General features: G+C 50.6%; 24 protein-coding genes. 7 read left to right on the top strand and 17 right to left on the bottom strand.

Annotated elements, in window-relative coordinates:
* Nucleotides 1-9: 9 nt before the first annotated feature.
* The 4 genes from I8U17_RS07865 to I8U17_RS07880 form a co-directional block, all read right to left on the bottom strand.
* Nucleotides 10-855: a carbohydrate ABC transporter permease gene (locus I8U17_RS07865; protein ID WP_033099706.1), complete on the bottom strand. Its 846-nt coding sequence runs from the start codon at nt 853-855 to the stop codon at nt 10-12.
* On the bottom strand, nt 855-1,769 hold the full coding sequence (locus I8U17_RS07870; RefSeq protein WP_052153956.1) for a carbohydrate ABC transporter permease: 915 nt from the start codon (nt 1,767-1,769) through the stop codon (nt 855-857). Before I8U17_RS07870 ends, I8U17_RS07865 begins: the two co-directional genes overlap by 1 nt.
* 69 nt (nt 1,770-1,838) lie before the next feature.
* Nucleotides 1,839-3,125 carry an ABC transporter substrate-binding protein gene (locus tag I8U17_RS07875; RefSeq protein ID WP_198059243.1) on the bottom strand — a complete coding sequence of 429 codons (1,287 nt, stop codon included), beginning with the start codon at nt 3,123-3,125 and terminating at the stop codon, nt 1,839-1,841.
* A gap of 20 nt (nt 3,126-3,145) precedes the next feature.
* Nucleotides 3,146-4,828 (bottom strand): hypothetical protein, encoded by a 1,683-nt coding sequence (locus I8U17_RS07880; RefSeq protein ID WP_033099704.1) that lies wholly within the window; start codon nt 4,826-4,828, stop codon nt 3,146-3,148.
* 681 nt (nt 4,829-5,509) lie between these two features.
* On the opposite strand from I8U17_RS07880, the gene I8U17_RS07885 reads away from it, so the two are divergent.
* From I8U17_RS07885 to I8U17_RS07900, 4 genes are all read left to right on the top strand, one after another.
* Nucleotides 5,510-6,907, top strand: a complete 1,398-nt coding sequence (locus I8U17_RS07885; protein ID WP_033099703.1) for an extracellular solute-binding protein — start codon at nt 5,510-5,512, stop codon at nt 6,905-6,907.
* Between the two features lie 112 nt (nt 6,908-7,019).
* The gene (locus tag I8U17_RS07890; protein ID WP_033099702.1) at nt 7,020-7,529 is read left to right on the top strand and encodes a hypothetical protein; all 510 of its coding nucleotides are present in this window, start codon (nt 7,020-7,022) and stop codon (nt 7,527-7,529) included.
* A gap of 323 nt (nt 7,530-7,852) precedes the next feature.
* On the top strand, nt 7,853-8,272 hold the full coding sequence (locus I8U17_RS07895; protein ID WP_033099701.1) for a MerR family transcriptional regulator: 420 nt from the start codon (nt 7,853-7,855) through the stop codon (nt 8,270-8,272).
* A gap of 1 nt (nt 8,273) precedes the next feature.
* Complete coding sequence (locus I8U17_RS07900) at nt 8,274-9,440, top strand: MFS transporter (protein ID WP_052153955.1); 1,167 nt, start codon at nt 8,274-8,276, stop codon at nt 9,438-9,440.
* Between the two features lie 274 nt (nt 9,441-9,714).
* On the opposite strand, the gene I8U17_RS07905 is transcribed toward I8U17_RS07900, so the two are convergent.
* Entirely contained in the window at nt 9,715-10,500 is a 786-nt protein-coding gene (locus I8U17_RS07905) for a 3-hydroxybutyrate dehydrogenase (RefSeq protein ID WP_370589227.1), read from the bottom strand.
* 98 nt (nt 10,501-10,598) lie between these two features.
* On the opposite strand from I8U17_RS07905, the gene I8U17_RS07910 reads away from it, so the two are divergent.
* The 3 genes from I8U17_RS07910 (at nt 10,599) to I8U17_RS07920 (ending at nt 12,674) form a co-directional block, all read left to right on the top strand.
* Complete coding sequence (locus I8U17_RS07910) at nt 10,599-11,486, top strand: LysR family transcriptional regulator (RefSeq protein WP_198059244.1); 888 nt, start codon at nt 10,599-10,601, stop codon at nt 11,484-11,486.
* Between the two features lie 124 nt (nt 11,487-11,610).
* Entirely contained in the window at nt 11,611-11,979 is a 369-nt protein-coding gene (locus I8U17_RS07915; RefSeq protein ID WP_033099699.1) for a CidA/LrgA family protein, read from the top strand.
* A complete protein-coding gene (locus I8U17_RS07920) occupies nt 11,979-12,674 on the top strand; it encodes an LrgB family protein (RefSeq protein ID WP_033099698.1) in 696 nt (231 codons plus the stop codon). Before I8U17_RS07915 ends, I8U17_RS07920 begins: the two co-directional genes overlap by 1 nt.
* Before the next feature lie 50 nt (nt 12,675-12,724).
* Here I8U17_RS07920 and I8U17_RS07925 read toward each other — a convergent pair whose 3' ends face one another.
* The 12 genes from I8U17_RS07925 to mutL form a co-directional block, all read right to left on the bottom strand.
* Complete coding sequence (locus tag I8U17_RS07925; RefSeq protein ID WP_198059245.1) at nt 12,725-12,955, bottom strand: hypothetical protein; 231 nt, start codon at nt 12,953-12,955, stop codon at nt 12,725-12,727.
* Nucleotides 12,934-13,509, bottom strand: coding sequence for a class I SAM-dependent methyltransferase (locus I8U17_RS07930; protein WP_198059246.1), 576 nt, complete (start codon nt 13,507-13,509; stop codon nt 12,934-12,936). The genes I8U17_RS07925 and I8U17_RS07930 overlap by 22 nt, the downstream gene beginning before the upstream one ends.
* A gap of 128 nt (nt 13,510-13,637) precedes the next feature.
* Entirely contained in the window at nt 13,638-14,972 is a 1,335-nt protein-coding gene (glnA, locus tag I8U17_RS07935) for a type I glutamate--ammonia ligase (protein ID WP_033099696.1), read from the bottom strand.
* A 54-nt stretch (nt 14,973-15,026) separates the two neighbouring features.
* Complete coding sequence (locus I8U17_RS07940; RefSeq protein ID WP_033099695.1) at nt 15,027-15,431, bottom strand: MerR family transcriptional regulator; 405 nt, start codon at nt 15,429-15,431, stop codon at nt 15,027-15,029.
* Nucleotides 15,432-15,610: 179 nt separating this feature from the next.
* A complete protein-coding gene (locus I8U17_RS07945; protein ID WP_370589228.1) occupies nt 15,611-16,093 on the bottom strand; it encodes a DUF456 domain-containing protein in 483 nt (160 codons plus the stop codon).
* Between the two features lie 21 nt (nt 16,094-16,114).
* Nucleotides 16,115-17,398 (bottom strand): methionine gamma-lyase family protein, encoded by a 1,284-nt coding sequence (locus I8U17_RS07950; protein WP_198059248.1) that lies wholly within the window; start codon nt 17,396-17,398, stop codon nt 16,115-16,117.
* A gap of 19 nt (nt 17,399-17,417) precedes the next feature.
* Nucleotides 17,418-18,680 (bottom strand): GTPase HflX, encoded by a 1,263-nt coding sequence (gene hflX, locus I8U17_RS07955; RefSeq protein WP_198059249.1) that lies wholly within the window; start codon nt 18,678-18,680, stop codon nt 17,418-17,420.
* A 24-nt stretch (nt 18,681-18,704) separates the two neighbouring features.
* Nucleotides 18,705-19,712 (bottom strand): stage V sporulation protein K, encoded by a 1,008-nt coding sequence (spoVK, locus tag I8U17_RS07960; protein WP_052153954.1) that lies wholly within the window; start codon nt 19,710-19,712, stop codon nt 18,705-18,707.
* Nucleotides 19,713-19,843: 131 nt separating this feature from the next.
* Nucleotides 19,844-20,086, bottom strand: a complete 243-nt coding sequence (hfq, locus tag I8U17_RS07965) for an RNA chaperone Hfq (protein ID WP_033099693.1) — start codon at nt 20,084-20,086, stop codon at nt 19,844-19,846.
* Between the two features lie 43 nt (nt 20,087-20,129).
* Nucleotides 20,130-21,059 carry a tRNA (adenosine(37)-N6)-dimethylallyltransferase MiaA gene (gene miaA / locus I8U17_RS07970; protein WP_033099692.1) on the bottom strand — a complete coding sequence of 310 codons (930 nt, stop codon included), beginning with the start codon at nt 21,057-21,059 and terminating at the stop codon, nt 20,130-20,132.
* On the bottom strand, nt 21,056-21,787 hold the full coding sequence (locus I8U17_RS07975; RefSeq protein WP_052153953.1) for a class I SAM-dependent methyltransferase: 732 nt from the start codon (nt 21,785-21,787) through the stop codon (nt 21,056-21,058). The genes miaA and I8U17_RS07975 overlap by 4 nt, the downstream gene beginning before the upstream one ends.
* Nucleotides 21,788-21,842: 55 nt before the next feature.
* Nucleotides 21,843-23,768, bottom strand: a complete 1,926-nt coding sequence (mutL, locus tag I8U17_RS07980) for a DNA mismatch repair endonuclease MutL (protein WP_033099690.1) — start codon at nt 23,766-23,768, stop codon at nt 21,843-21,845.
* Nucleotides 23,769-23,786: the final 18 nt, after the last annotated feature.

Raw genomic sequence — 23,786 nt, forward strand, 5'->3', positions numbered from 1 at the left:
GATTCCCTCCTATTGTTTGATCGCACCCTGCATTCCGGAAACGAAATAGCGCTGCATAAGCAGATAGAAGACGATAATCGGAACCAGGGAAATCACCGTTCCAGCAGCCATCGCCCGCACATCATCGCCAAAGGTGCCGGAGAGGTAAGCGAGTCCCAACGCCAGCGGATACAAATGATCATTCTTCAGAACGATCAACGGCCAGATGAACGAGTTCCAAACAGAAATAAAGGAGAAGACGCTCAATGCCGCCAGCGTCGGTTTGGTCAGGGGCAACATGATGCTCCACCACAGGCGCAACGGTCCGCAGCCGTCCAAAATGGCCGCTTCCTCCAGCTCTTTCGGAATGGTGAGATAGGCTTGCCGCATGAGAAAAACGGAAAATCCCCCGACCAGTCCCGGAATGATCAACCCCCACCAAGAATCAATCAGTCCCAATTTTTGCACAATGATAAACAACGGCACCAATTTTCCCTCTTCCGGAAAAAACATGGTCCCGATGATTGCGTAAAATATCAGGTTCCGGCCCGGGAATGTCATCCTCGCCAGCGGATAGGCCGTCAGAGAGGTCAGAAACAGATGGGCGGGCACCATGATCACAATCAGGATGAAGGTGTTCAGCAAATATCTCGGGAACGGAATGACCGTCAACGCTTCCACAAACTGATCCCAAACCGGCGGCTTCGGAATCAGGTCGGGCGGAAAGGTGAAGACATCCTGGCCATTCGATTTGAACGCGGTTGAAAGAAGCCACAAAAAAGGCCCGATAAAAATAACCGCGATGACGGTCAGCAGAAGATACATCAACGTCATTTTCACGGCACGCAGCCAACCGCGCCTGCGTTTCACACTCATCAGACCTGCCCCCCTCTTGACAGTTTGAAATTGATAAATGTCAAAATCATCAAAATCAGCCAGAGCACCATGCCCATTGCGGTCGCATAGCCCATATCCAGTTCGACAAACGCTTTTTGATAAATGTAGAGCGGAAGCGACAGGGTGCTGTCAAGCGGCCCGCCACCGGTCATGATGTAAATACTGGTAAACATCTGCACACTGCCCAATGTGGCCAGCACCAGAGTGACGGCGATGGTGGGCCTCAGCTGGGGCAAATACACATGCCACAAAACGCGCAACCGGTTGGCGCCGTCGATCCTCGCGGCCTCAACCAGTTCCTGAGCGATCGACTGCAACCCGGCAAGGTAAATCACCATGTAAAACCCCATCGATTTCCAACCTTCAAGCAAAGCGACGGCAGGCAGGGACGTGCGGGGGTTTAACAGCCAGTTGACCGCTTCTTTTTGCAGGCCGAGCTCCTGAAGAATGGCATTTAACAACCCCGCCGGGTGGTATAAATATTTCCAGACGATCGCCACGGCCACCATCGAGGTGATCACCGGCAAATAATAAATCACCCGAAACAGTTGAATCCCCCGCAATTTCTGGTTGACGAGAATCGCCAGGAACAAGGGAAGCGTGATCAGCATGGGAACGATGATGAGAAAATAGGTCATTGAATTTTTGGCTGCGGTCCAAAACCGCGGGTCGTGCAGCAGCGTCCGGTAATTTTCCAAGCCCACCCATTCAGCGGGGGAGATCACGTGAAATTCGGTGAAGGAATAGTAAAAAGCACTGAAAATGGGCAAATAGTCAAAAGTGAAAAACAAAGCGAGTGCCGGCAACAAAAACAGGTAAGGAAGCAGAGGGATTTTCTTTCTCTTTTTTTTCGAGCCCGAATATTCAGGAGGCGGAACAGTTTCAACGGCCACTTTATATCCCCCTTTCATGGAATCAGGCAGCAGATCGACCTATTCTGCTGCCTGTTCTCTGTTGCAAGGTTATTGCTTGGCCAGGGCTTCATTCCAGTGTCTGACTGCGGCGTCCAGCGCATCTTTCACTGATTTCTTTCCGAGCATGGCCGCCCGGATTTGTTCCAGGTAAAATTCGCGCAATTCTTCCCCTTTGGGAACTCCCGAATAGGACAGTGTCATGTTCGTGGCGTATTGAACCATCATTTTGCGGGCCTGGTCCTGGATGGTTTTCACCTCAAAATCAGTGAAAAAGGGATCCTGCAGCGTCGCTTTGGTTGACGGAAAGATCGGCACCATCTTGCAAAACTCCAATTGCTTCTTCGCACTGGTCATAAACAGGGCAAAGTCGGCCGCTTCTTTGGGATGCTCTGATTTTTTGGGAATGACGAAGAGCTGGATATCTTTTACTGCCACCTTGCCTGTTTTGGTCACTGGCGGAACCACTTTCAGTTTGGGAATGACGCCGGGCGCGTTTTTCTCATAATTGTTCAACTGGAAAGACCCCGCCAAACCAACTTGTGCCGTCAGCTGATTGTCGATGGTTTGTTGCAACTGGCGATCATCCTTTACAATCGCTCCCGGGGCAATGGCTCCGTCTTTGTACGCACGGACAAATTTTTCCACAAAGGCCACGTGCTCCGGGGAATTGAACACCGCCCTTTTCCCGTCAGGGCTTAAAATCGGCAGCCCTTCGGTGACCATTGCCTCAAACACGGGCAAGTCGTTCGATCCGTAGACATTCGGCAGTTTTTGGTGAATCTGTTTGCCGTATGCAAACAGTTCATCCCAGGTTTTCGCCGGTTTGTCCGGATCGAGTCCTGCTTTTTTATACAGTTCGGTATTGATCAAGCCGATCGGCGGGCCCGCATGGTACCAGGGAATAGCCATTACCTTTCCGTCTCGGTTGGTCACGCTTTTGACCAGACCGTCAATGTACGGAGTCAATTTCTCTTTCCCCACCAAATCGGAAATTGGTTCCAATGCGTTATAACCTTGCAACATGGACATCCCGTCTGTTGTCTCATTGACCACATCGGGGGCTTTCCCGCTTGACAACGCCGTAAACAATTTTTCCGTCACATCCGCACCGGGAACATCCACCCATTTGATTTTGACTCCGGGGTGAGCTTTTTCGTATTCCTGAATGGAGCTTTCAATATAGCCGGAGAAATTTTTCTTCAGATTGATCGTCCAGAATTCCAGCTCAACCGTCCCCGACTTGCCGGCAGGTGCGGCAGAGTTTGAACACCCTGCAACCGTTCCCAGGCATAACAACAAAATCAGCATCCAAGCGGCCACCTTGCCTGTTCTCATCTTCATCCCTCCTGATCCGCTCATTCCAATTTCAATCGGTAAAGCTGCTTCAGCCGTTCGATCTTGTCGATCCAGCTTTCCGCTGTTTTCCTTGGAATCTGTCTGCCGGCCAGAGCATGTATCTCATTGGACAAAGCGTGGAGCATCAGGATCGCCGTTTGGTTATACTCGGCAAAATAGGCATCAATCGCCTTGTCTGCCTGGACGAGCAGGCTCTGCCTGATCCCGATGTTGAGATTGGAACGGGCGACTTCATCATACAAAGCGCTGGAAACGTAAGCCGCTTCCACAGCCTCAAACGCCTTCTGCCGACGGTTCGGGTCGTAAATGAGGATTTCGCCGATCATCCCGTGATAATTGCTGGAAATGTCCCAGCCGCCTTTCCATTCAAAATCCCCGTTCTCCAGCGTGAACCCATTCGGCTCAAAACGGTCGAACCCGACGTTGTCCCAGTAATTGGTGACACCGTTTTTCTCATAAAGACGAATCGTCAGCTTGGCCCATTTCTTGCCTTTGAGATAAGGAGTGAGATCGAGCTTCACGTTGTCCCACTGACCGTTGACCGGGTTTTGCGCCACATCCTGCTCCCAGACCACCTGGTCATCCACCAGCACTTGTCTGAAATGATAGCCGGCCAGCTTCGGGCCTTCCGCCATCGTCCGAAACGACAGCTCATACTTGCCGGAACCGTCCGGATGGATGATTTGCGAAGCAGAGACGCTGTTTCCCGCGCTCGTGCGAACCGCTGCGGGCACGAAAAAACTCATGTACCCGTCACCGTTGAAAGCTTTGTGGTCAGCCAGTTCCTGAACAAACTCCTTCTCCAGTTCGTACGTGATCACTCCCGCCAGCTTGCCCGTCCGCAGATTTTTCGCCGCCGTCTGCACCGTTTCGCGGACATATTTTACCGACGGATTGGACGGGGTGCTGGTCAGATAAGAAGTATAGACCATCCAGATCAGCGGCATATGATAAGGTTTCAACACGTTGTACGCCGCGTCGATTTGTTCCTGCTCCGTCGACCAGATGGAGGTGTTGCGGTACGGATCATCCCGGTAAGCGATGATCACCCCGTCAATGTAATCCCCCCGCGTTTGCATAAAATCCTCCGTCAGGGCCGGGAAATACATCACCGGCATAAACGACGGCATAAACCAAAGGTTGGGATTGATGATTTTGGAGGCTTCCCGCATTTGCGCCATATATTCAGGAGTGAAAGTGTCCAGGTTTTGGTTAAAATCATCGATGCTCCACCCGATGAGATTGGGGTACTTCAGGGAAAGTTCGGCAATCGCCCTTGCCCATGCCACATAGTCGGTGGTATAGGGATACGATTTACGGCTGCCTGTCGACTCCGAAGGGGGAACCAGGTACAAAACAACGTTGATGCCGGCATCTTTGGCAGCTGGCAAAAACTCATCTTTGAAGTCGTCCCAATCGGTCGGTTGATACCAAAGAAGGTAGTAATACGTATTCACATTTAATACTTTCAGTTTTTCAATCATCGCCGGAGTATCCACGTGCCGGATCCCATCGGCCCGGGGCTGGGCTTCCCGTATAAACCCGGAATAATCAGCCAATTTAAAAGGCTGATTGCTGCTGGCCGGCGGGGTTTTCGCTGCTGCTTTCAAGGGCGGACGAATGTTCACCACCATCCCGAGAATGACAGCCATTATAAACAGCCAATAAAGTCCTTTCCTCATTCTGCTCTCCCCTGTCCGTAAATTTTATCTTGCAACCTGGTAACGACAGAAGATCAGAACAAACATGAGAGGAATCCCCCCGAAGCAACAAACAGTGTTTCCATGGCAACAACATCGCCGGCCCCGGAGACTGAAAGGATGAAGCGCCAGCCTTTGCATGGGTCAAGACAGAGTCGGAAACCACGACTCTTCCGCCTTGGTTCAGCGAGATTAGCTCTGTGAAACAACGACGTATTGCGTCTTTCAAACAACCGGCACCGTACTGGAAACAGGGCGGATTTGGGCAGGAATATCACATCATGAAAGGGCTTGCAAAGTTCATAACACAGTATTTTCTTCCTGATCAGTAAAACTTGTATGCTACTTGTATCTATATATAATTCAAAATATCATGAATTTTTATGTTAGTCAAGATAATTGTCTTGATCAATCTGTCCCCTCCCAATGAATCAATCCCGGCAAGATCCGCTTACTGTCCTGAACTCCCTCCGTTTCATGCCCCGTCGAAATTACTCCGGAAAAAGAAGAAGCGTCATCATACAAGAGAATCGATTTCCGCAGAGAATGATAAATTTTCAAAACCTTGTTTGCATTTCAGGTGCAGGAATGATACAACTATGATAGCAGTATCATAGCTGTATTATTTCTTTTACCCAGACTTTTTCAGAAAGAAGAATTGGCATGCGCAGAGAAAAAGAATTTCGTTACCTGAAACTCGCAAACATTTTGCGGGAACAAATTTTGTCCGGATACATCAAACCCGGTGAATTTCTGCTCTCCGAAAATGAATTGTGCAAATTTTATGGATTAAGCCGTACTTCGGTACGGAAATCGCTCGATGAACTGCTGAAAGAAGGACTGATTGTCAAAAAACCCGGCCAGGGAACCATGGTCTCCCCTGATCTGGAAATTACGGAAAAACAGCGGAGAATTCTTCGTATTTTGGCTCCTTCCCCCTCTTTTTTTGTCGATAACGGGTTGCCGGTCATTATCGAACGTTTTTTGCAGGAACATCCTCATGTTGATGTGAAAGTGCTCAGCCTGCCTTCCTTTTATTTCTGGGAATCGTTGCGGACAAGCAGGGAAATGGGGCTTGACCCCGACCTCGTTTTCGTTTCCGACCGGCAGTTCGCCGAGATGGACAATCTAGATTCCTTCGCTGATCTGGAGCCTCTCCTGGCCAATCGAATACCGGCCATGTATCCCAAAGTGATTCAGGCGTTTCGCCGTCAAAAAGAGATCAAAGCCGCCCCGGTCACCTTTTCGACCGTCTATTTGGCATACAACCCGGAATTGTTCAGACGCTACGGAGTACCCGAACCGGCATCCGCCTGGACACAATCCGAATTTGTAAATGCGGCAAAAAAAATGACACGGGACACCAATGGTGACGGAATTATCGATTTATACGGAATTTCCCTCTCTTCCTCGTTCAGCCGCTGGCCGGTGTTCGCCCTGCAAAAAGGAATCAGCCCGACAAACCCGGCGGAGCATCCAGAGCGTCTGGTCGAAACCTTCGACTTTCTGCACGACTTGTTGTATCGCGACCGGGTGGCGACCATTCATCAGACGGAAACACACCATCCCAACTCAGATGCGTTTGTGCGCGGAAAAACGGCGATGGTTTTGACCACCACCCTGGAGATGGCCGGCTGGCGCAGCGAACAAATGGATTTTGAACCGCAAGTGGCTCCTTTGCCTTTCGGTGACAATCAGGCGACTCTGCTTTTGGCCAACATGTTGATCGTCCCCACCGCCTGCAAATCGGCCGACCTGGCAAAAGAGTTCATCTCGACTGCACTCCGGTCCGATGTACAGGAGAAGATGAGCCGCACTGCCCATTTTCTGTCCGTGTTGAAACATGTAAACGAACAGGTCTGGGACCGTCCGTTTCTGGAATCGATCAATATCACCAACCGTCAGGTGGAAAACAGCTACTTCCTGCATGAACTCTTTCCGGATGCCGGTGTGATGGAAGAGCTGGAAACGGAGATGAAACTGTTTTGGGCCGGGCTGGAGTCGGCCGCTTCGTTTGCACAGACGCTGCAGCGGATGATCCGGGTAAAAAGTAAGTCTTAGGTCTGAGATTGAATCCTACTTTGGCAGGTTCCAGCAGGGTTCCCGTTCCTTTATGATGGATTGCAGAACCTTGTTACGGAAATCAGAAGTACAAAAAACGGAGGATTCAATCATGGCTTATCGACTTAATCTGCGGAAAAAGAACTTACTGGTCACGATCCATGTCCTTTCCGTCATAGCCTGGTTCGGCGGGGCGATCTGCATGCTTTTGCTGGGACTGTACATGCAGAAGGCGGAAGACGGAGAACAGCTTTATTATACGCTGGCCAACATGCATCTCATCGATGCCACACTGATTCGCTATCCGGCTCTGGTGGCCTTCATCTCCGGCATTCTGCTGTCAGTCTGGACGCAATGGGGCCTGTTCAAACACTATTGGGTTGTGATCAAGTTTGCCTTGACCCTTTTTATCATTCTGATCGGCATCTTTTTTTTGAATAATTGGCTCTCTTTTCTCCTGGAACATGCAGCCCTCTTCGGTCTGGGCTCCTTTCATCATCATCAATTTCAAACGACAAGTTTGTCGCTGATCAATGTTTCCCTGTTCAATATTCTGGCGATGGCCCTCATGACCTTGATCACGTATTTTAAGCCTTTAGGCAAGATCAGAAAACGGTCATGACCCAAAAAACCGGCCCGGAGATGAAAGTGTCGGGATACTCGGGAGAGACGGTGTCCCTTTGACCGGCCAATTCACAATAAGCGAAAGGGCTCGGTGACAACCGCCAACTTTGCCAAAAGCATTATTTTGACCGCGATCATGCGGTCTTTTTCATTGCTGCAGTCGGACACCTGATAATTTTCGACAACAAAAATATTAGAAAATCGAAGTAATCGCGGGTTAATTATGCTGATACTATAAATACAGTCTATTTTTGAGAAATAGTTTACTTTGACGTGAACGTTAAAAATCGATATAGTAGGAGAATGTTGAGGGGGCTGGACATGAATTGGTACAAAATTGACGATGTCGCAAAAATCACCGGTTTGACCAAACGCACCTTGCGCTATTATGAGGAAATAGGGTTAATCCCCCCACCCGAACGGAGCGATGGCAAGATCCGCCTGTATACGGATGAAGATATCGAACAAATCCGCAGAGTACTCATCGCCAAAGAGGTTTTGGGTTTTTCTTTGCAGGAGTTGCAGCAGTTTCTCCATCTGAAGAAAATGATTGAACAAAATCATACGGAGTATGGCAGCTTTGGCCCCGAGGAACTGCTGGAGATCAAAAAACATTTGTCCGGGCAAATCCACATGCTCCACGCCAAAATCGAGCGCATGCAAAAGTTCACTCAGGAACTCACTGAGTTGCAGCAAAAAATCAAAGTCCAATTAAATCAATTTGCAAAGGAAGATGAGTGATATGGAGTTATCGGAGCAAAAACGAAAGCGGGCGAGAAACATCACCGTGTTCGGCACGTTTCTCGCCTTTATGGGAATTGGCGTCGTCGACCCACTGTTGCCGGTGATTGCCGACCAGATTGGAGCAAGTCACTGGCAGGTCGAAATGCTTTTCACCGCATATATTTTTACAATGGCTTTCATTATGATTCCTGCCGGGCTTTTGACCGGAAAACTGGGCGACAAAAAAATGATGATCATCGGGTTGGCCATTGTGACCGTCTTCTCTTTGGGTTGCGCCCTTTCCGGCACCATCACGCAATTATCCATTTTTCGTGCCGGCTGGGGATTGGGGAACTCTTTCTTTTTCGCCACAGCCATGACTTTGCTCATCGCATTGTCCAGCGACGTAAGCAAAGCAGTCGGATTATATGAAGCCGCAATCGGACTTGGCATGGCCGGCGGTCCCCTGGTCGGGGGAATTCTCGGTGGTTTCGGCTGGCGGTTTCCCTTTTTTGCCACCAGTATCCTGATCTTTTTAGCCTTTTTGCTCGTCTCTTTTTTCGTTTATGAACCGTCGAACATGGAACGCCGCGGAAAAGCCGGCTTAAAAGAGCTGGCCCACCTGCTTTCCTTCCGTCCGTTTTTGCAAGCCGGCATCTCAGCCATGCTCTATTACTACGGTTTCTTTGTCGTTTTGGCCTATTCCCCGCTGGTGCTGAACCTTTCTGCGATCCAGTTGGGACTGGTCTTCTTCGGATGGGGGCTGTGCTTGGCTTATGGATCTGCCGTACTGGCTCACAAATTGGAAGCAAAATACTCTTACAAGTTTCTTCTCCGTTACAGCTTAATCGCGTTTGCAGTCTTCTTGCTTTTGCTCTTTTTCATCAAAAATATCTGGGTTGAAATCATTCTCGTCATTCTCTCCGGTTTGGCTTCGGGACTGAACAACGCGTTATTCACCAGTTATGCCATGGAAGTTTCTCCTTATGAACGGGGTGTGACTTCCGGGGTGTACAACTTCGTGCGCTGGCTCGGTGCAGGCGTCGCTCCGGTCTTGTCCGGTGTACTTCACGCCATCAGCCCGACATTCCCCTTCGGAGTCGCGTTCATTCTCGCCGTGATCGCGTTCGTCATCATTCTGCTTCCGAGCCCCGGCCGGCAAAGCAGCACCGCGCAGCAACAATAATCATAGATGGTAAAAAGCCGGTTCCATGGGTTTGGAGCCGGCTTTTTCTGCAAGTGTATACTCTTCCTTTCCTCGTTTCCCCGACACCCCTGTCTGATAAACCACATATAAATCGAACAAAACGGATCACTCCTGCCACAAAGGAGGCAACGTAATGCTCATGCTCCTGTTTCAATTTGTCACCATTCTGCTCTCCGTGTTTTGGGGAAACATTTTTAATTTTTTCTGATCTGTTTGATCATCCTCTTTTGCGGCATGCACTTTGTTCCCGCCCTTATTGGGCCGTATAGCCTCCGTCGATGACGACTGCTTGTCCAGTTACTCCTTTGGCCCGCTCGCCGGCTAAAAAGAGCGCGTAATCGGCAATTTCCTCCGGGTCAAGCAAGCGCTGCTGCGGAACAAGCGGAAACAGCACTTCTGCCATTACCTTGTCCAACGGAACGTTTCTTGTCTTGGCCAGATCCTTAAGCTGATTTTGTACCAGCGGCGTATCGACATAACCCGGGCATAGTGCATTTACCGTGATCCCATGCGTGGCCCCCTCCAACGCAGCCACTTTGGTAAGGCCGATCACGCCGTGTTTGGCGCTGTTGTATGCCGCTTTTCCGGCAAACCCCACCAGGCCGTTAATCGAGGCCATGTTGATGATGCGGCCGAATTTCTGCTCCTTCATGATGGGAAACACTTTTTTCGTGGCGATAAACGGCCCGATTAACATGATCCGGATCAATTGTTCAAACTTATCCGTCGGGAAATCTTCCAGATTGGAAACAAATTGAATGCCGGCGTTATTGACCAGGATATCCAGACGGCCAAAACGGCTGACAGCGCGCGAGATCATCGTTTCCACCTGGCTTTCATCCGTCACATCGCAGGGAACCGCCACTGCTGTAAAGCCTTGTGCCGCGAGATTGTCCGCCGCCTTTTCCGCGGCTTTTTCATTAATGTCGGCAATCACCACTTTCGCTCCGGCCCCGGCAAATTTCCGGGCAATCGCCCAACCAATTCCACTGCCTGCCCCCGTTACAATTGCTGTTTTCTGATCCAATTCTTTTCGCAAAATTCATCCGCTCCTCACCAAAACCTTTTGCAATCCGTTTTCCATCGGTAAAATAGGTTCAATAAGACATGAACGATAACAACCAGGAGGATCGATCGTTGGACATACGCCAATTAAAATATTTTCTCGCTGTAGCCAAGCACAAAAGTTTTACCAAGGCCTCCCAGGCACTGCACCTGTCACAACCCTCCATCAGCAAGATGATCAAAAGTTTGGAAGATGAGTTGGGAGTCACCCTGATCGATCGTTCGACCAAACAGATCGAACTGACCGACGCCGGGGAAATCGTTCGCAAACAGGCACAGCAAATCATCCACTCCATTGATGATCTGGCCCAATCGCTCTACGATTTGATGCACCTGAACAAAGGGCACGTCACCCTCGGACTTCCGCCGATTGCCGGAACCATCTTCTTCGCTCCGATCATCGAGAAGCTGCACCGGCACTATCCCGGCATCCAGCTGGAGTTGATGGAGTTTGGTTCGAAAAAGGTGGCACAGGGGATTGAAAGCGGAATCCTCGATGTGGGCATCGCCATGCTTCCGGTTGATTCCTGTAAATTCGATGTGATTCCTTTCGTCTCCGAGGAAATGAGGCTGATTACTCACCGCCGGCATCCTCTTGCCGGCAAGTCCGTCGTCTCTTTGTCCGAGCTCAAAGACGAATCCTTTATTTTTCTCAGCGAAGAATTCGCCCTGTACGAGCGGATCTGGCACGAATGCACCAAAGCCGGTTTCAAGCCAAAAATCACCTACAAGAGTTCGCAATGGGACTTCATCGCCGAACTGGTTGCCACCGGCCTGGGAATCGCGATTTTCCCGCAATCGCTGTGTGCCAAATTACCAACGGAACGGCTCCGCATCATCCCCATAAATCCGGCCATCCCGTGGAACCTGGGGATCATCGTCAAAAAACACCGCTATATCTCCTATGCGGCGCAAACCCTAATCAACCTGATCAAAAATCATCGTTTCAATCATAACTAAAAGGCATAGTTATAATAAAAGATGTATTCTTTACGAATAGATTTATTCTCGTTACCTTATAAGTATGATCTTTCCACAGGAGCTGACTCAGCTCCTTTTCTTATGCATCAGAAAGGTGAAGATTATGAGAATATGGATTGTCTTAGGCCAGATCTTGCTGATCAATCTCGTTTATCTGTGCGGGGAAGGCATTGCGCATTTGCTCAGACTGGAAAAACTGCCCGGCAGCATAATCGGTTTGGCTCTTCTGTTTCTCCTGCTCAAACTTCGCATCATTCGCCTGGAATGGGTCGAAGAAGGCGCAAAATGGCTGTTGGCCGAACTGCTGCTCTTTTTCATTCCTCCCACGGTCGGCATTATCCAGTTTCCGCAGATCATGGGTGTGGAAGGGCTCAGGATGGCCGGCGCGGTCTGGATCAGTTTAATCGCGGTCATGTGCATTACCGGCCTAGTCGCCGAATTTTTGCAAAAGCGGAAGAAGGGAAAAGCCTGATGAATGAAATTTTGCTGAAGATATTTTTACTCGTCCTCACCATCTCGATTTTCGTGGCAAGCCAAAAAATCAGCTCCAAGCTCACATTCGTCCTGTTTTCACCGGTGATTGTCACACCGCTCATCCTGATCATCATCCTGGAGACTTTCCATATTTCCTACTCCACCTACGCTTCGGGAACCTGGATCTTGACCTACATGCTCGGCCCCTCCACGGTCGCTTTCGCCGTTCCCATGTATAAATACCAGGATCTGCTCAGGAAATATTTAAAAGAGATTTTGATCAGCTTGAGCATTGGCTCATTTTTGGCTGTCATCACCTCAATCTTGTTCGCCATCCTGTTCCAGCTGAGCAAAGTGATGGTGATCAGTATCATCCCCCGTTCAGTAACGACACCGATCGCAATGGAATACGCCAAATCCTTGCACGGCAATCCTTCCCTGACTGCCGTCTTTGTCATGATCACCGGCTTGTCCGGGGTGGTTCTGGGCCCGCTGCTAATTCGTCTGCTCTCCTTAAAATCCCCGATTGCCAAGGGGTTGTTGATGGGAATGGGCGCACACGGCACCGGCACCTCCAAAGCATTTGAATTCGGAGAGCTGGAAGGAACTTTCTCCAGTTTGGGCATGATCATAGGGGCCTTCATCACCCTGGTGTGGGTGTTGTTATTGCCGAGTCTGACCCCGCTGCTCTGATACCCGGGAAAACAGGGGCCAAACCTCCGTTTTCCCTTTTTTATCCGGTGTTAAAGGTATTTTAAGACCGCCACCGAACAGACATGCGGAACGCTGATCGGTTCATCGGGATAACGGATCGCCAGCAATTCTTGCAACCTGTCTGAAATCTCCCGTTTTTGCGCTTCCGATAACAGCGTGTACCAAGAGAGAGTACGGATTCTCCCCAACCAGTATTCATGCGAAAAGGCGATGGAATATTCCCACTCCCAGCCCGCCGTCAGCCACCCGCTTTTTCCCATTCACTGAACCAACTGAGCGGAAACCCGAGAAGCCTTTCCTTCTCTTCTTTGCGGGATCCCGGTTTATCGACTGCATCTTTTGGCAAGAACGATTTTGCCATCACAAAAGTATCCCGGAGCAAGGGATTTTGCTTGGACAGATCAAAACGCGAATCCATCACGATGAAAAGTCCGCCTTCCTTTAATATGCGTTTCACCTCCTTGATCGCCTGCGGCCGGTTAAACCAATGCCATGCCCGCAATACTGTGACCATCTCATATTGAGCAGACGGAAGAGTGCTGTTTTCCGCGGTCGCGCAGATATAGCAGATCCGGCTTCCCTCCTCCCCCTTTCGCGCTTCAGCCAGCAGTTCAGGGGAAGGGTCAACACCGGTAACCTGCGCTCCTCTTTTCACCAGTTCCCGGCTGAGTACCCCGGTTCCGCATCCGAGATCCGCTATCTTTCTCCCCTCCCACCGCACGCCAAAACTTTCCAGCTGCTTAAATACTTCAACAGGAAAATCATTGCGCCATCTGGCATAATCCTTTGCCACTGAACCAAACTTGACCTCCATCATATCCCCCGAAAAAAATTTTTTATTAAGATTGTCCCCTTAATAATTATATATAATATTCTGATATATCCAACCAAAAATAAAGCAGAGATCGAATAAATTTCGACCTCTGCCGTACACTTTTCCGTTTAGTACAGGGACATATACTGCTCGCGTTCCCACGGATGAACAGTGGTGCGGAACAGATCCCACTCGATTTCTTTCGCTTCCACAAAATGAGCCAAGGCGTGTTCGCCGAGCGCTTCAACCATAACCGGGTCGTTTTGCAATTCCACCAAGGCTTCTTGCAAGTTGGCCGGCAGATTGTCAATTCCTGCATCGCGGCGCTCTTGCTCATCCATCACATAGATGTTGCGATCCGTTTGTTGCGGTAACGGAAGTTGTTGCTTAATGCCGTCCAAACCTGCTTTGAGCAGAACCGCCAAAGTCAGGTACGGGTTGGCTGATGGGTCGGGAGAACGAACTTCGATCCGGGTGCTGAGTCCGCGGGAAGCCGGAACCCGAACCAGCGGACTGCGGTTTTTCGGCGACCAGGCAACATAACAGGGTGCTTCATAGCCCGGCACCAGACGTTTGTACGAGTTAATCAGCGGATTGGTGATGGCCGTAAAAGCACGGGCATGTTTCAAAACACCGGCAAGGAAATGACGTGCGGTTTTGCTTAAACCGAGCTCGTCAGATTCATCGTAGAAGGCGTTCACTTTCCCTTGGAAAAGGGACATATGGCAGTGCATCCCTGACCCGTTTACCCCAAAGAGCGGTTTCGGCATAAAGGTCGCATGCAAACCGTAACGACGGGCAACGTTTTTCACCACCAACTTAAAGATTTGGATATTGTCGGCAGTCGTTACCGCATTGGCATATTTGAAATCGATTTCGTGCTGACCCGGTGCCACTTCGTGGTGAGACGCTTCCACTTCAAATCCCATTTTGTCCAAAGTAAGCACGATATCGCGACGGCAGTTTTCCCCGAGATCCAGCGGTGCAAGGTCAAAGTAACCGCCTTTATCGTTCAATTCAAGGGAAGGTTCACCTTTTTCATCGGTTTTGAAGAGGAAGAACTCCGGTTCGGTGCCCACGTTAAACGCGGTGAAGCCCATTTCTTCCGCTTCTTTCAAGGCGCGTTTCAAAATTCCGCGGGGATCGCCCTCAAACGGTGTGCCGTCCGGATTGTAAATATCACAAATGAGTCCGGCAACTTTTCCGTGTTCATTTCCCCAGGGATAAATCACCCAAGTATCGAGATCGGGATACAGATACATATCCGATTCTTCAATGCGCACAAATCCTTCGATGGAAGATCCGTCAAACATCATTTTATTATCAAGCGCTTTTTCCAACTGGCTGCGGGGAATTTCCACGTTTTTGATTGTTCCCAGCAAATCGGTGAATGTCAAACGAATATACGAAACCTTTTCCTGATCGGCAATCCCAAGAATATCTTCTTTGGTGTATTTTGCCATTGTGTCGTTCTCCCTTCACAATTTATTTATGACACCGGAAGCAGGAGGGAAGCATTAATGGCGGAAAAAGCGCGACATCTCTCCATGTGTAAGAGGAATTTGCCCCGGGCGGTTCGGATGGATGATCTGCTGCTTCAACATCCGGCGCAGTTCCCGCTCGGTAAGTTCTTTTTTCACCCGCTCCACTTCTCTCTTCGCTTCCAGGACTTGCTGATTTTGTTTAAACATCTCTCTCACTCCGGCCAGATTAAGCCCCTTTTCCAGATAGGACTTAATCTGCAATAGCCGATCCACGTCATTAAATGAAAACAACCGCTGATTCCCTTTGGTTCGTTCCGGGCGAATCAATCCCTGCTGTTCGTAATAGCGAATCTGACGCGGGGAAAGTTCGGTCAGCTTTGTTACAATTCCAATGGGAAACAAAGGCATATTCCGCCTCAGCTCATCGCGTACACTCATCGACGGCCGCCTCCTTTCCTCAGGCTGCTTTCCATACTTTAATTGTATTCATGTCAGGTTTATTAGTCAAGCGATGTAATAAAAATTGACATGATTAAGTGCGCATATTGATGTGCTCATTTTGCCTCCTGCCGGACTTTTTTATAATAAAAAGAGCCCGGTTTCCCAGGCTCTTCATGTTATGAAATGCCGATGCGGACGAAAAACCAGATCAGCATCCCCGTCATCACCAAAAATTTGATAAACACTCCGCCGACAAAGCCGACAAAGGTGCCAAAGGCCACTTTAAAGGCTTCTCCCCAAGATTTTTTCAGGATGAACTCAAGCAAAAGCACCAGCACAAACGGTCCGACAATAATTCCGACCGGACCGATGATGAAGGGGAAAACGATGATCCCCACAATCGCAGCGATAACGGACCAGACGGAGCCCCCGTACTTTTTCACGGCGATACTGGAAGAAAGATAATCGACCAAAAACAGAAGAAGGGTAAGAATGATCACCGTGACCCAAAACGAAACTCCCAGTGGAGCCGCCGCGGGGATAAAGAAACTGTAGACGACAAAGCCCGCCAATAGCAGCGGCGCATCCGGCAGGGCAGGAATAAACAAACCCGCAAAAGCGAGCAGGAACAATACAGCCACCACAATCCACAGAAGCACTTCCAACCCCGGTTCCTCCTTTTATCCACTTTGCTTGAGAACAGCCAATTTTCCAGTTTCCATCATAAATTCCAACGCCTGAACGATCGCGATTTTCACGTGCGAATAGGTTAATCCGCCTTGCATAAAGGCAATATAAGGCTCGCGCAAAGGGCCGTCCGCCGACAATTCAATGCTCGCCCCCTGTACAAAGGTTCCCGCCGCCATTATGACCGGATCTTCATACCCGGGCATATGATCAGGCACCGGCTTGATATGGGCATCGATCGGCGAGGAAGATTGAATCCCCTGGCAAAAGGCTATGAGCAACTCAGGACTGCCCAGGGAAATCTGCTGAATGATATCGGCTCTGGTTTCATCCCATGCCGGGGTCGTCCGAAATCCCAATTCCTGCAACAAGGCCGACGTAAACACCGCTCCTTTCAATGCTTCGCCGACAACATGAGGAGCGAGAAACAATCCTTGATAATAATCGCGCAAGTATCCATAAGTGGCGCCCCCTTCCACGCCGATTCCGGGAGCAACCAGACGGGAGGCGGCTTTGGCAACCAAATTCGCCCTGCCGGCAATGTATCCCCCCGATTTGGCCAGGCCACCGCCCGGATTTTTGATCAGGGAACCGGCGATCAGATCGGCACCCATATGAGGAGGTTCTTGTCCCTCCACGAATTCGCCGTAACAATTATCGACAAAGATAACGAGATCAGGCCGGATGGAGCGGATTTTCCTCACCATCTCTCCGATTTGCCCGACGGTAAACGACGGGCGATCGGCATATCCCCGCGACCGCTGAATCCCGATCATTTTGGTCTTGTCCGTCAACGCGGCAGCAAATGCTTCCCAGTCGATATTTCCGGCAGGGGTGAGCGGAATTTCTTTATAAGCAATACCATAATCGGCCAATGAACCCGAGCCGTCTCTATCTGAACCGATCACTTGCTGCAACGTGTCATACGGGCGCCCCGTCAGGTAGATCAGTTCATCCCCCGGACGCAGGATTCCATAAAGGCACGCGGAAATGGCATGGGTGCCCGAGATGATGTTCGGGCGCACCAAAGCTTGCTCCGCCCCCATCAATTCAGCAAATGCCTTTTCAAAAATCTCCCTTCCCATATCGTCATATCCATAGCCGGTCGAAGAGTGCAGGTGGAACTCGCTTACCCCGAGTTTCCGAAACACCTGAAGCACTTTCCATTGCATCTCATCGACGTGATGCGAGATTTTGGCGATCATTGGAGCGATCTTTTCTTCCACTTGCAAAACGTTTCGTTCAATCCATTCACCATGTTTTAACTCATTAAACACCAATCCATCATTCCCACATTTAAAATTCCTCGCTTAAACGGGCAAATTGAAGCAAGGCGGGCGGCAGTTTCCCGAGTTGTTTGCGCGAGAGGCGAAACTCGAACCGGATCTTTGTATCCATTGCCTTGCTTGAACATACCTCTGCCGCCTCATACAGGGCAGCAATCAAATCTCCGCGGTGGATCGGGATTTCCGCCGTACCGGTCACCGTCTCCGCACTCAACATTGCCGCGATTTTCTCTTTGAGCCGCATCAAATCATCGTCGCAAAAAGCCGAGATCGAAATCGCCTCTTTGCCCTGGAGATTGACGTTCAGCTCCGGTTGGAGATCGGCTTTATTGAGGACGATCAGAGTCGGGAGATGGGCTGCATCCAGTTCCTCCAACACTTTCTCCACCGCCTTCATCTGTTCCTCCGCCTCTTTATGCGATGCATCGACGACATGTAACAACAAATCGGCCTCTTTCACCTGTTCCAGCGTCGAGCGAAACGCCGCCACCAGATGATGGGGCAATTGGCGGATAAATCCGACGGTATCCGTGAGAATCACCTGTTCCCCGCCCGGCAACTTCAAACTGCGGGAAAGGGGATCAAGTGTCGCAAACAGTTTGTTCTCCGCCAAACTGTCCGCTCCGGTCAGACGGTTGAGCAAAGTGGATTTCCCGGCATTTGTGTAACCGACCAAAGCGATTTGGGTCACCCCGGTCTTTTTACGGCGCTGCCCCAGCAAACGGCGATGTTTTTTTATCTCTTCAAGCTGAGCGGTGAGAGCGCGGATTTGGCGACGGATGTGACGCCGGTCCGTTTCCAGTTTCTTTTCACCGGGACCGCGCGTGCCGATGCCTCCCCCCAGACGGGAAAGCTCTTTCCCTCTCCCCTGAAGGCGCGGCAACAGATAATTAAGCTGCGCCAATTCCACCTGAATCCGCCCCTCCCTGGTTTGGGCCCGACCGGCAAATATATCCAAAATCAGCTGGGTCCGGTCAATCACTTTGCAGGGAAACAGCAGTTCCAGATTGCGAATTTGCGCAGGGGAAAGCTCCTGATCAAAAATGACCAGATCCGCTTCCGCCTGCTCCGCCCATTCGGCGATCTCCTGTGCTTTGCCGTGTCCGATCAGCCATGCGGGGTCGGGGCGGTCACGAAACTGGATCACCTTTCCGGCAACCTCCGCTCCCGATGTCTCGGCAAGGCGGGCCAATTCTTCCAAAGTGGAAGTGATTTCCGCCTCGTTTCGTTTGGATCCCGTTCCCACCAAAATCGCTTTTTCTCGTTCAAGCATCGAAATCGTTACGTCATCCCTTTCTCAAAGAAAAACCTGGTTTTTGGCCCTTTCATTATACCATGAATAAACAGGCGGGTTTTTTTCCGCTTCCCGAAATTGGAAATCTTCCCCTCTCAGCATCATCAGATCATCCTTGCTGGCATAGCGCAGGTTTAACAGGCGAACAGCCTGATTGCGAATCGCCTGCTCCACCAGATTGCGAACATGCCTCGCATTGCCAAACTGCTCATCCCTTCGCTCCATTTGCTCCTTAAGGTGCTGGCGCAATTTCTCCTGCGCCGTTAACGACAACCGGTACTGGCGCTCCTGCACCATCTGTTCGGCAATTTCCATCAATTCATCCAAATGGAAATCGGGAAATTGCAGATGGATGGGAAAGCGGGACGGAAGACCCGGATTTAAGCGTAAGAATTGCTCCATTTCTTCGGAATAGCCGGCCAGAATGAGAATAAAGTCATTTTTATAGTCTTCCATTGATTTGACCATCGTATCAATCGCTTCTTTGCCGAAATCCTTTTCGCCGCCTCTGGCCAGTGAGTAGGCCTCATCAATAAACAAGATGCCCCCCAGCGCTTTTTTCACGTGTTCCCTCGTTTTTTGCGCCGTATGGCCGATATACTCCCCGACCAGATCCGCGCGCTCCACTTCAACAAGATGGCCTTTGGACAAAACCCCCATCTCTTTGAACAGACGGCTTAAAATACGCGCCACAGTGGTCTTTCCCGTTCCGGGATTTCCGGAAAAGATCATGTGCAGCACCTGTTGTTCTGCGGCCAAGCCTGCCGCGCGCCTTCTTTTGCCAATCTCCAGCCACGCGTAAATCTCTTTGACAAACTCTTTGATCTTGGACAATCCGACCAAATGCTTCAACTGTTCCATACAGTCGCGCAAAGGGCCGTGCTCTTCATGAACAAATGCCTCTTCCTTCAAAGCGGCGGGACAGGCGGAAATTTGCATCTCCTGCCTGGGGTGGTCAAAAACAACATGAATTTGGCTTTTATTTATCCCTTTAAGAACTCTCCGATTCATGGAGTTCACCTCTTGATCCGGGTTCGCTAAACCATGTATACGCGCCCGCCCAGATTTTGGTGAACAAAAGAAAACCAAGCAAGCTTAAAAGGAAAGCCTGCCTGGCTTCATCACAGTAAACAGGAAAGCTCTTATACCTCTTTTTGCTCTTCAGCCGGCATCAAAGAAACAGGCCTTGCAGGAGTAAAGGTGGAAATGGCATGTTTATACACCATTTGTTGTTTACCATCACTGTCGATCACGATGGTAAAATTGTCAAAACCACGAATTACTCCCCGAAGTTGGAAACCGTTGACCAAATAAATGGTCACCGGGACAGATTCTTTGCGAATCTGATTCAAAAATGTATCTTGAATATTGATCGATTGTTTCAAAATCCGAACCTCCTATGTATTTTGCATTTAACATTATTGTACTCTATTCTCTGGGCAAATGAAACTTTCCTGCAACAAGCTGCTGAATTTCTCTCAAACATTGCGGTTCTGTCACATCAAACCAATGAATCTCCTTGAGGCGGCGAAACCAGGATAATTGCCGTTTCGCATATTTTCTGGTTCCTTTTTTTATAGAATCGACTGCTTCGGCCAGCGTGATGTCCCCGTTTAAATAGCTGATGATTTCTTTATACCCGATCGCCTGCATCGAGGTCAAACCCAAATGGTAACCCCGCTCTTTCAACCGTTTGACCTCTTCGACCAAGCCCGCTTCGATCATTTGGTCCACCCGCCGGTTAATCCGCTCATAGAGAAGCTCCCGCGGCATCGTCAGCCCGATCCAGAGCGCATCGAACGGGGAAGTTCCTTTCCCTTTCAATGATGAGAAAGGTTTTCCGGTCACTTCATAAACTTCCAGCGCGCGGATGATGCGGCGGAGATCATTGGGATGCAATTTGGCGGCTGCATCCGGGTCCACTTCACCGAGGCGACTGTGCAGGTATTCATTGCCTTTTGATGCGGCCAAATTGCGCAGCTCCTCGCGAAGATCCGGGTTTTCCGGCACATGCGGCAGTTCGTAATCATGCGTCACCGCTTCAATGTACAATCCCGTTCCTCCCACCAGCATCGGCAAATGCCCGCGCGCATGGATCTCGGCAATTTTTTGCCGGGCGAGTTTCTGAAATTCCTGAACGGAAAAAGGAACATCAGGGTCGATTAAATCGATCATGTGGTGCGGCGCTGCCCTTTGCTCCTCCGGGGAGGCCTTGGCAGTACCAATATCCATCCCCTTGTATACCTGCATGGAATCTCCGGAAATAATCTCCCCGTCAAACATTTTTGCCAGGGTCAGGCTGAGATCCGTCTTGCCGACAGCCGTCGGTCCCACGATAACAAGCAATTCCTGCTTCACTGCTTCTCCCCTTTCCGGATCACACCCCAGGCAAACTGGGATGATTCTTTCGCAACGACAAAGCCGAGCCGCTCAAATTCCCCGCTTTTGACCCGTTCTTTCAGCAAAACCGCTTTTTTCGCCACCCTGACGGCTTCAGCGACCGATTCCTGATCAAGCGGAGCCGGATTGGCCAGCGGTTTTAATTGCTGCATGGCTGCGGAGGCCTTAACCGTCTCCCGAAACATGGGATCGAACATGACAATATCAAATGATTCATCTGCACACTGCTTTAAATAGGTCCGATAATCGGATTGAATCACTTCAACCCTCCGCATGGCCCGGTCCAGCTCCTTGCGCTGTGTCTGATAACTGTGCAGGCCGTGTTTGACGATGGCCGCGATCACCGGCTCGCTTTCCAGGGCCACAACCTTGCCGGAAGGGCCGACCGCAAAGGAAGCGACGATGGAATCCGCTCCCATGCCCAGGGTGCAATCCAATACGCGATCCCCTTCGCGCATCCCGGCAACGGAGACCATCGCATCCGTATCCCCGCCGATGAGCTGTTTGATGCGCAGGGCGGACATATTGGGGTGAAAGAAAAACTGATTCCCCTCTTTGTCCTCATAGCGCCACTCTTTCTTGGTCACAATCACCGCCCGCTCCAGTCCTGTTTGCTGAAACAGATCAGGCAGGGAAGCGCGTTCCCGGCTGATATACCGGACACCGAGGGAAGCGGCCAATTCCATCGCTTCTTTTTGCTGGCGATTCCCCGGATGAAATGAGGTTGTGACAAATAAAATGCTACATCACCCTTTTAAACATTTTTTCCAGTTCATAGGTAGAAAAATGAATGAGGATCGGCCGGCCGTGCGGACAGGTAAAGGGGTTCTCACAGTCGTTCAACCGCCGGAGCAGCTCTTCCATTTCATCCTGGCGCAAATGGCGGTTGGCTTTGATCGCCGCTTTGCACGACATCATTTTCGCAGCTCCGTCCCGCAGCATCGCGGTATTCACTTCGCCATGTTCTTTCAGCCATTCGATGATTTCATGCACCAATTCCACCGGCTGACCGCTTGGAAACCAGGTTGGGTAAGCCCGCACGACAAAAGTGGTGCCACCGAACGGTTCAATCTCCAATCCCCACCTGCGCAAATAGTCAAGCCGGCTTTCCAGCACTTCCGCTTCTGCCGGGGAACATTCGATCGTGAGCGGAACCAGCAGGGGATATTGTTTATGATTCTCTTCTCCCAGTTTTTTTGAGTAGATTTCATAATAAATCCGCTCATGGGCCGCGTGCTGGTCCAGCAAATAAAATCCGTCTTCCGCCTGAGCCACAATATAGGTTCCGTGAATCTGCGCCAGAGGCAACAGGTGCGGGAGACGGGGTTCAGCCGGTTGCTCTCCGGGTTCTGTTTCCGCCGCATTGTCTGGCAAGCCGGTTCCCTTTTCCTCGGGTGCGGGCTCCGGTTCCTGTTTCTCCGCTTTCCGCGTTTCTTCTGCCTGTGTCAAGGAAGAAAGGGCCGACCGATAACGAGGCGAATTCTCATCTTTTGTCTGCTTGGGTTCCGGTTCCCAACCGGCCTGCTTAGGCGCCGTTTCCTTCACACGATCCGGTTCGGTTCTGCTCGCGGGAAGCGGGTACGCCTTTTTGGCCTCGCTCGCAGCCAAGTCCCAGCGGAGTGATTCCTGGATCGGCTTTTTCTCTTTGCTTCGCGGTGCCTCGGCCTGAGGAACAAACCGCTCACGTCCGAAGGCCTGTCTGATGGCCTCTTCAATCAGCTGGCAACATTCTTTTTCCTTGCTCAGTCGCACTTCCAGCTTGGAAGGATGAACGTTGACATCGACCAGTTTCGGGTCCATTTCAATATGCAAGGCACCGATGGGGTAGCGCCCGGATGGGAGCAACGTGCCGTATGCCCGTAACACCGCCTGGGTGATGGGGATGGAACGGACAAAACGGCCGTTGAGGATGATCGAGAGATAAGAACGGGTCGAACGGGTCACCTCCGGTTTGCTCATATATCCCTTGAGGCGGAAGTCCAAATTTTCACCGCTGACCTGGACAAACCGGCTGGCCACTTGTTTACCGTAAAGCGCATAGAGCGCGTGCAACAATTTTCCATCACCTGAAGTGCGAAACAACTCGCGGCCGTTATGTGTGAGGGAAAACGCGATCGAAGGATGGGAAATCGCCAGTCTGCCCACGACATCCGCCACATGGCTAACCTCAGTGTTGACGGTTTTTAAGTACTTCAAACGAGCCGGGGTATTATAGAACAAATCTTTCACTACGACATCCGTTCCACGGGATCGCGAAGTATCTTCCACATCAAGCACTTCACCGCCGGCAATCGTCACCCGGGTTGCCAGTTCGGAGGGGTCATGGGCTGTCGTCAAAGTCACCCTGGCCACAGAGGCGATGCTCGGCAACGCTTCACCGCGAAACCCGAGCGTCTGGATGGAGAAAAGGTCACGCTCTCGCTTGATCTTGCTCGTGGCATGCCGCGAAAAAGCCGTAACGGCATCTTCCCTGTCCATCCCGCTGCCGTTATCCGAAACCTGAATGAGCGAAATGCCGCCCTCTTCAATCTGCACGGCGATTTTGGTCGCTTCGGCGTCGATTGCGTTCTCAACCAGCTCTTTCACCACGGAAGCCGGGCGTTCGACCACCTCACCGGCTGCGATCTGGTTGGCGAGGTGGTCGTCCATCACTTTAATTTTTCCCATGCTGCTCTCCCCTCCCCT

The organism is Thermoactinomyces sp. CICC 10521, from assembly GCF_016055135.1.
Classification (GTDB): Bacteria; Bacillota; Bacilli; order Thermoactinomycetales; family Thermoactinomycetaceae; genus Thermoactinomyces_A; species Thermoactinomyces_A daqus.

Excerpts from the sequence above, each read along its gene's own strand:
- I8U17_RS07865 (WP_033099706.1), bottom strand. The coding sequence starts at position 855 with ATGAGTGTGAAACGCAGGCGCGGTTGGCTGCGTGCCGTGAAAATGACG.
- I8U17_RS07875 (WP_198059243.1), bottom strand. The coding sequence starts at position 3,125 with ATGAGAACAGGCAAGGTGGCCGCTTGGATGCTGATTTTGTTGTTATGC.
- I8U17_RS07880 (WP_033099704.1), bottom strand. The coding sequence starts at position 4,828 with ATGAGGAAAGGACTTTATTGGCTGTTTATAATGGCTGTCATTCTCGGG.
- I8U17_RS07885 (WP_033099703.1), top strand. The coding sequence starts at position 5,510 with ATGCGCAGAGAAAAAGAATTTCGTTACCTGAAACTCGCAAACATTTTG.
- I8U17_RS07890 (WP_033099702.1), top strand. The coding sequence starts at position 7,020 with ATGGCTTATCGACTTAATCTGCGGAAAAAGAACTTACTGGTCACGATC.
- I8U17_RS07895 (WP_033099701.1), top strand. The coding sequence starts at position 7,853 with ATGAATTGGTACAAAATTGACGATGTCGCAAAAATCACCGGTTTGACC.
- I8U17_RS07900 (WP_052153955.1), top strand. The coding sequence starts at position 8,274 with ATGGAGTTATCGGAGCAAAAACGAAAGCGGGCGAGAAACATCACCGTG.
- I8U17_RS07915 (WP_033099699.1), top strand. The coding sequence starts at position 11,611 with ATGAGAATATGGATTGTCTTAGGCCAGATCTTGCTGATCAATCTCGTT.
- I8U17_RS07920 (WP_033099698.1), top strand. The coding sequence starts at position 11,979 with ATGAATGAAATTTTGCTGAAGATATTTTTACTCGTCCTCACCATCTCG.
- I8U17_RS07925 (WP_198059245.1), bottom strand. The coding sequence starts at position 12,955 with ATGGGAAAAAGCGGGTGGCTGACGGCGGGCTGGGAGTGGGAATATTCC.
- I8U17_RS07930 (WP_198059246.1), bottom strand. The coding sequence starts at position 13,509 with ATGGAGGTCAAGTTTGGTTCAGTGGCAAAGGATTATGCCAGATGGCGC.
- glnA (WP_033099696.1), bottom strand. The coding sequence starts at position 14,972 with ATGGCAAAATACACCAAAGAAGATATTCTTGGGATTGCCGATCAGGAA.
- I8U17_RS07940 (WP_033099695.1), bottom strand. The coding sequence starts at position 15,431 with ATGAGTGTACGCGATGAGCTGAGGCGGAATATGCCTTTGTTTCCCATT.
- hflX (WP_198059249.1), bottom strand. The coding sequence starts at position 18,680 with ATGCTTGAACGAGAAAAAGCGATTTTGGTGGGAACGGGATCCAAACGA.
- spoVK (WP_052153954.1), bottom strand. The coding sequence starts at position 19,712 with ATGAATCGGAGAGTTCTTAAAGGGATAAATAAAAGCCAAATTCATGTT.
- I8U17_RS07975 (WP_052153953.1), bottom strand. The coding sequence starts at position 21,787 with ATGGAATTGGCCGCTTCCCTCGGTGTCCGGTATATCAGCCGGGAACGC.
- mutL (WP_033099690.1), bottom strand. The coding sequence starts at position 23,768 with ATGGGAAAAATTAAAGTGATGGACGACCACCTCGCCAACCAGATCGCA.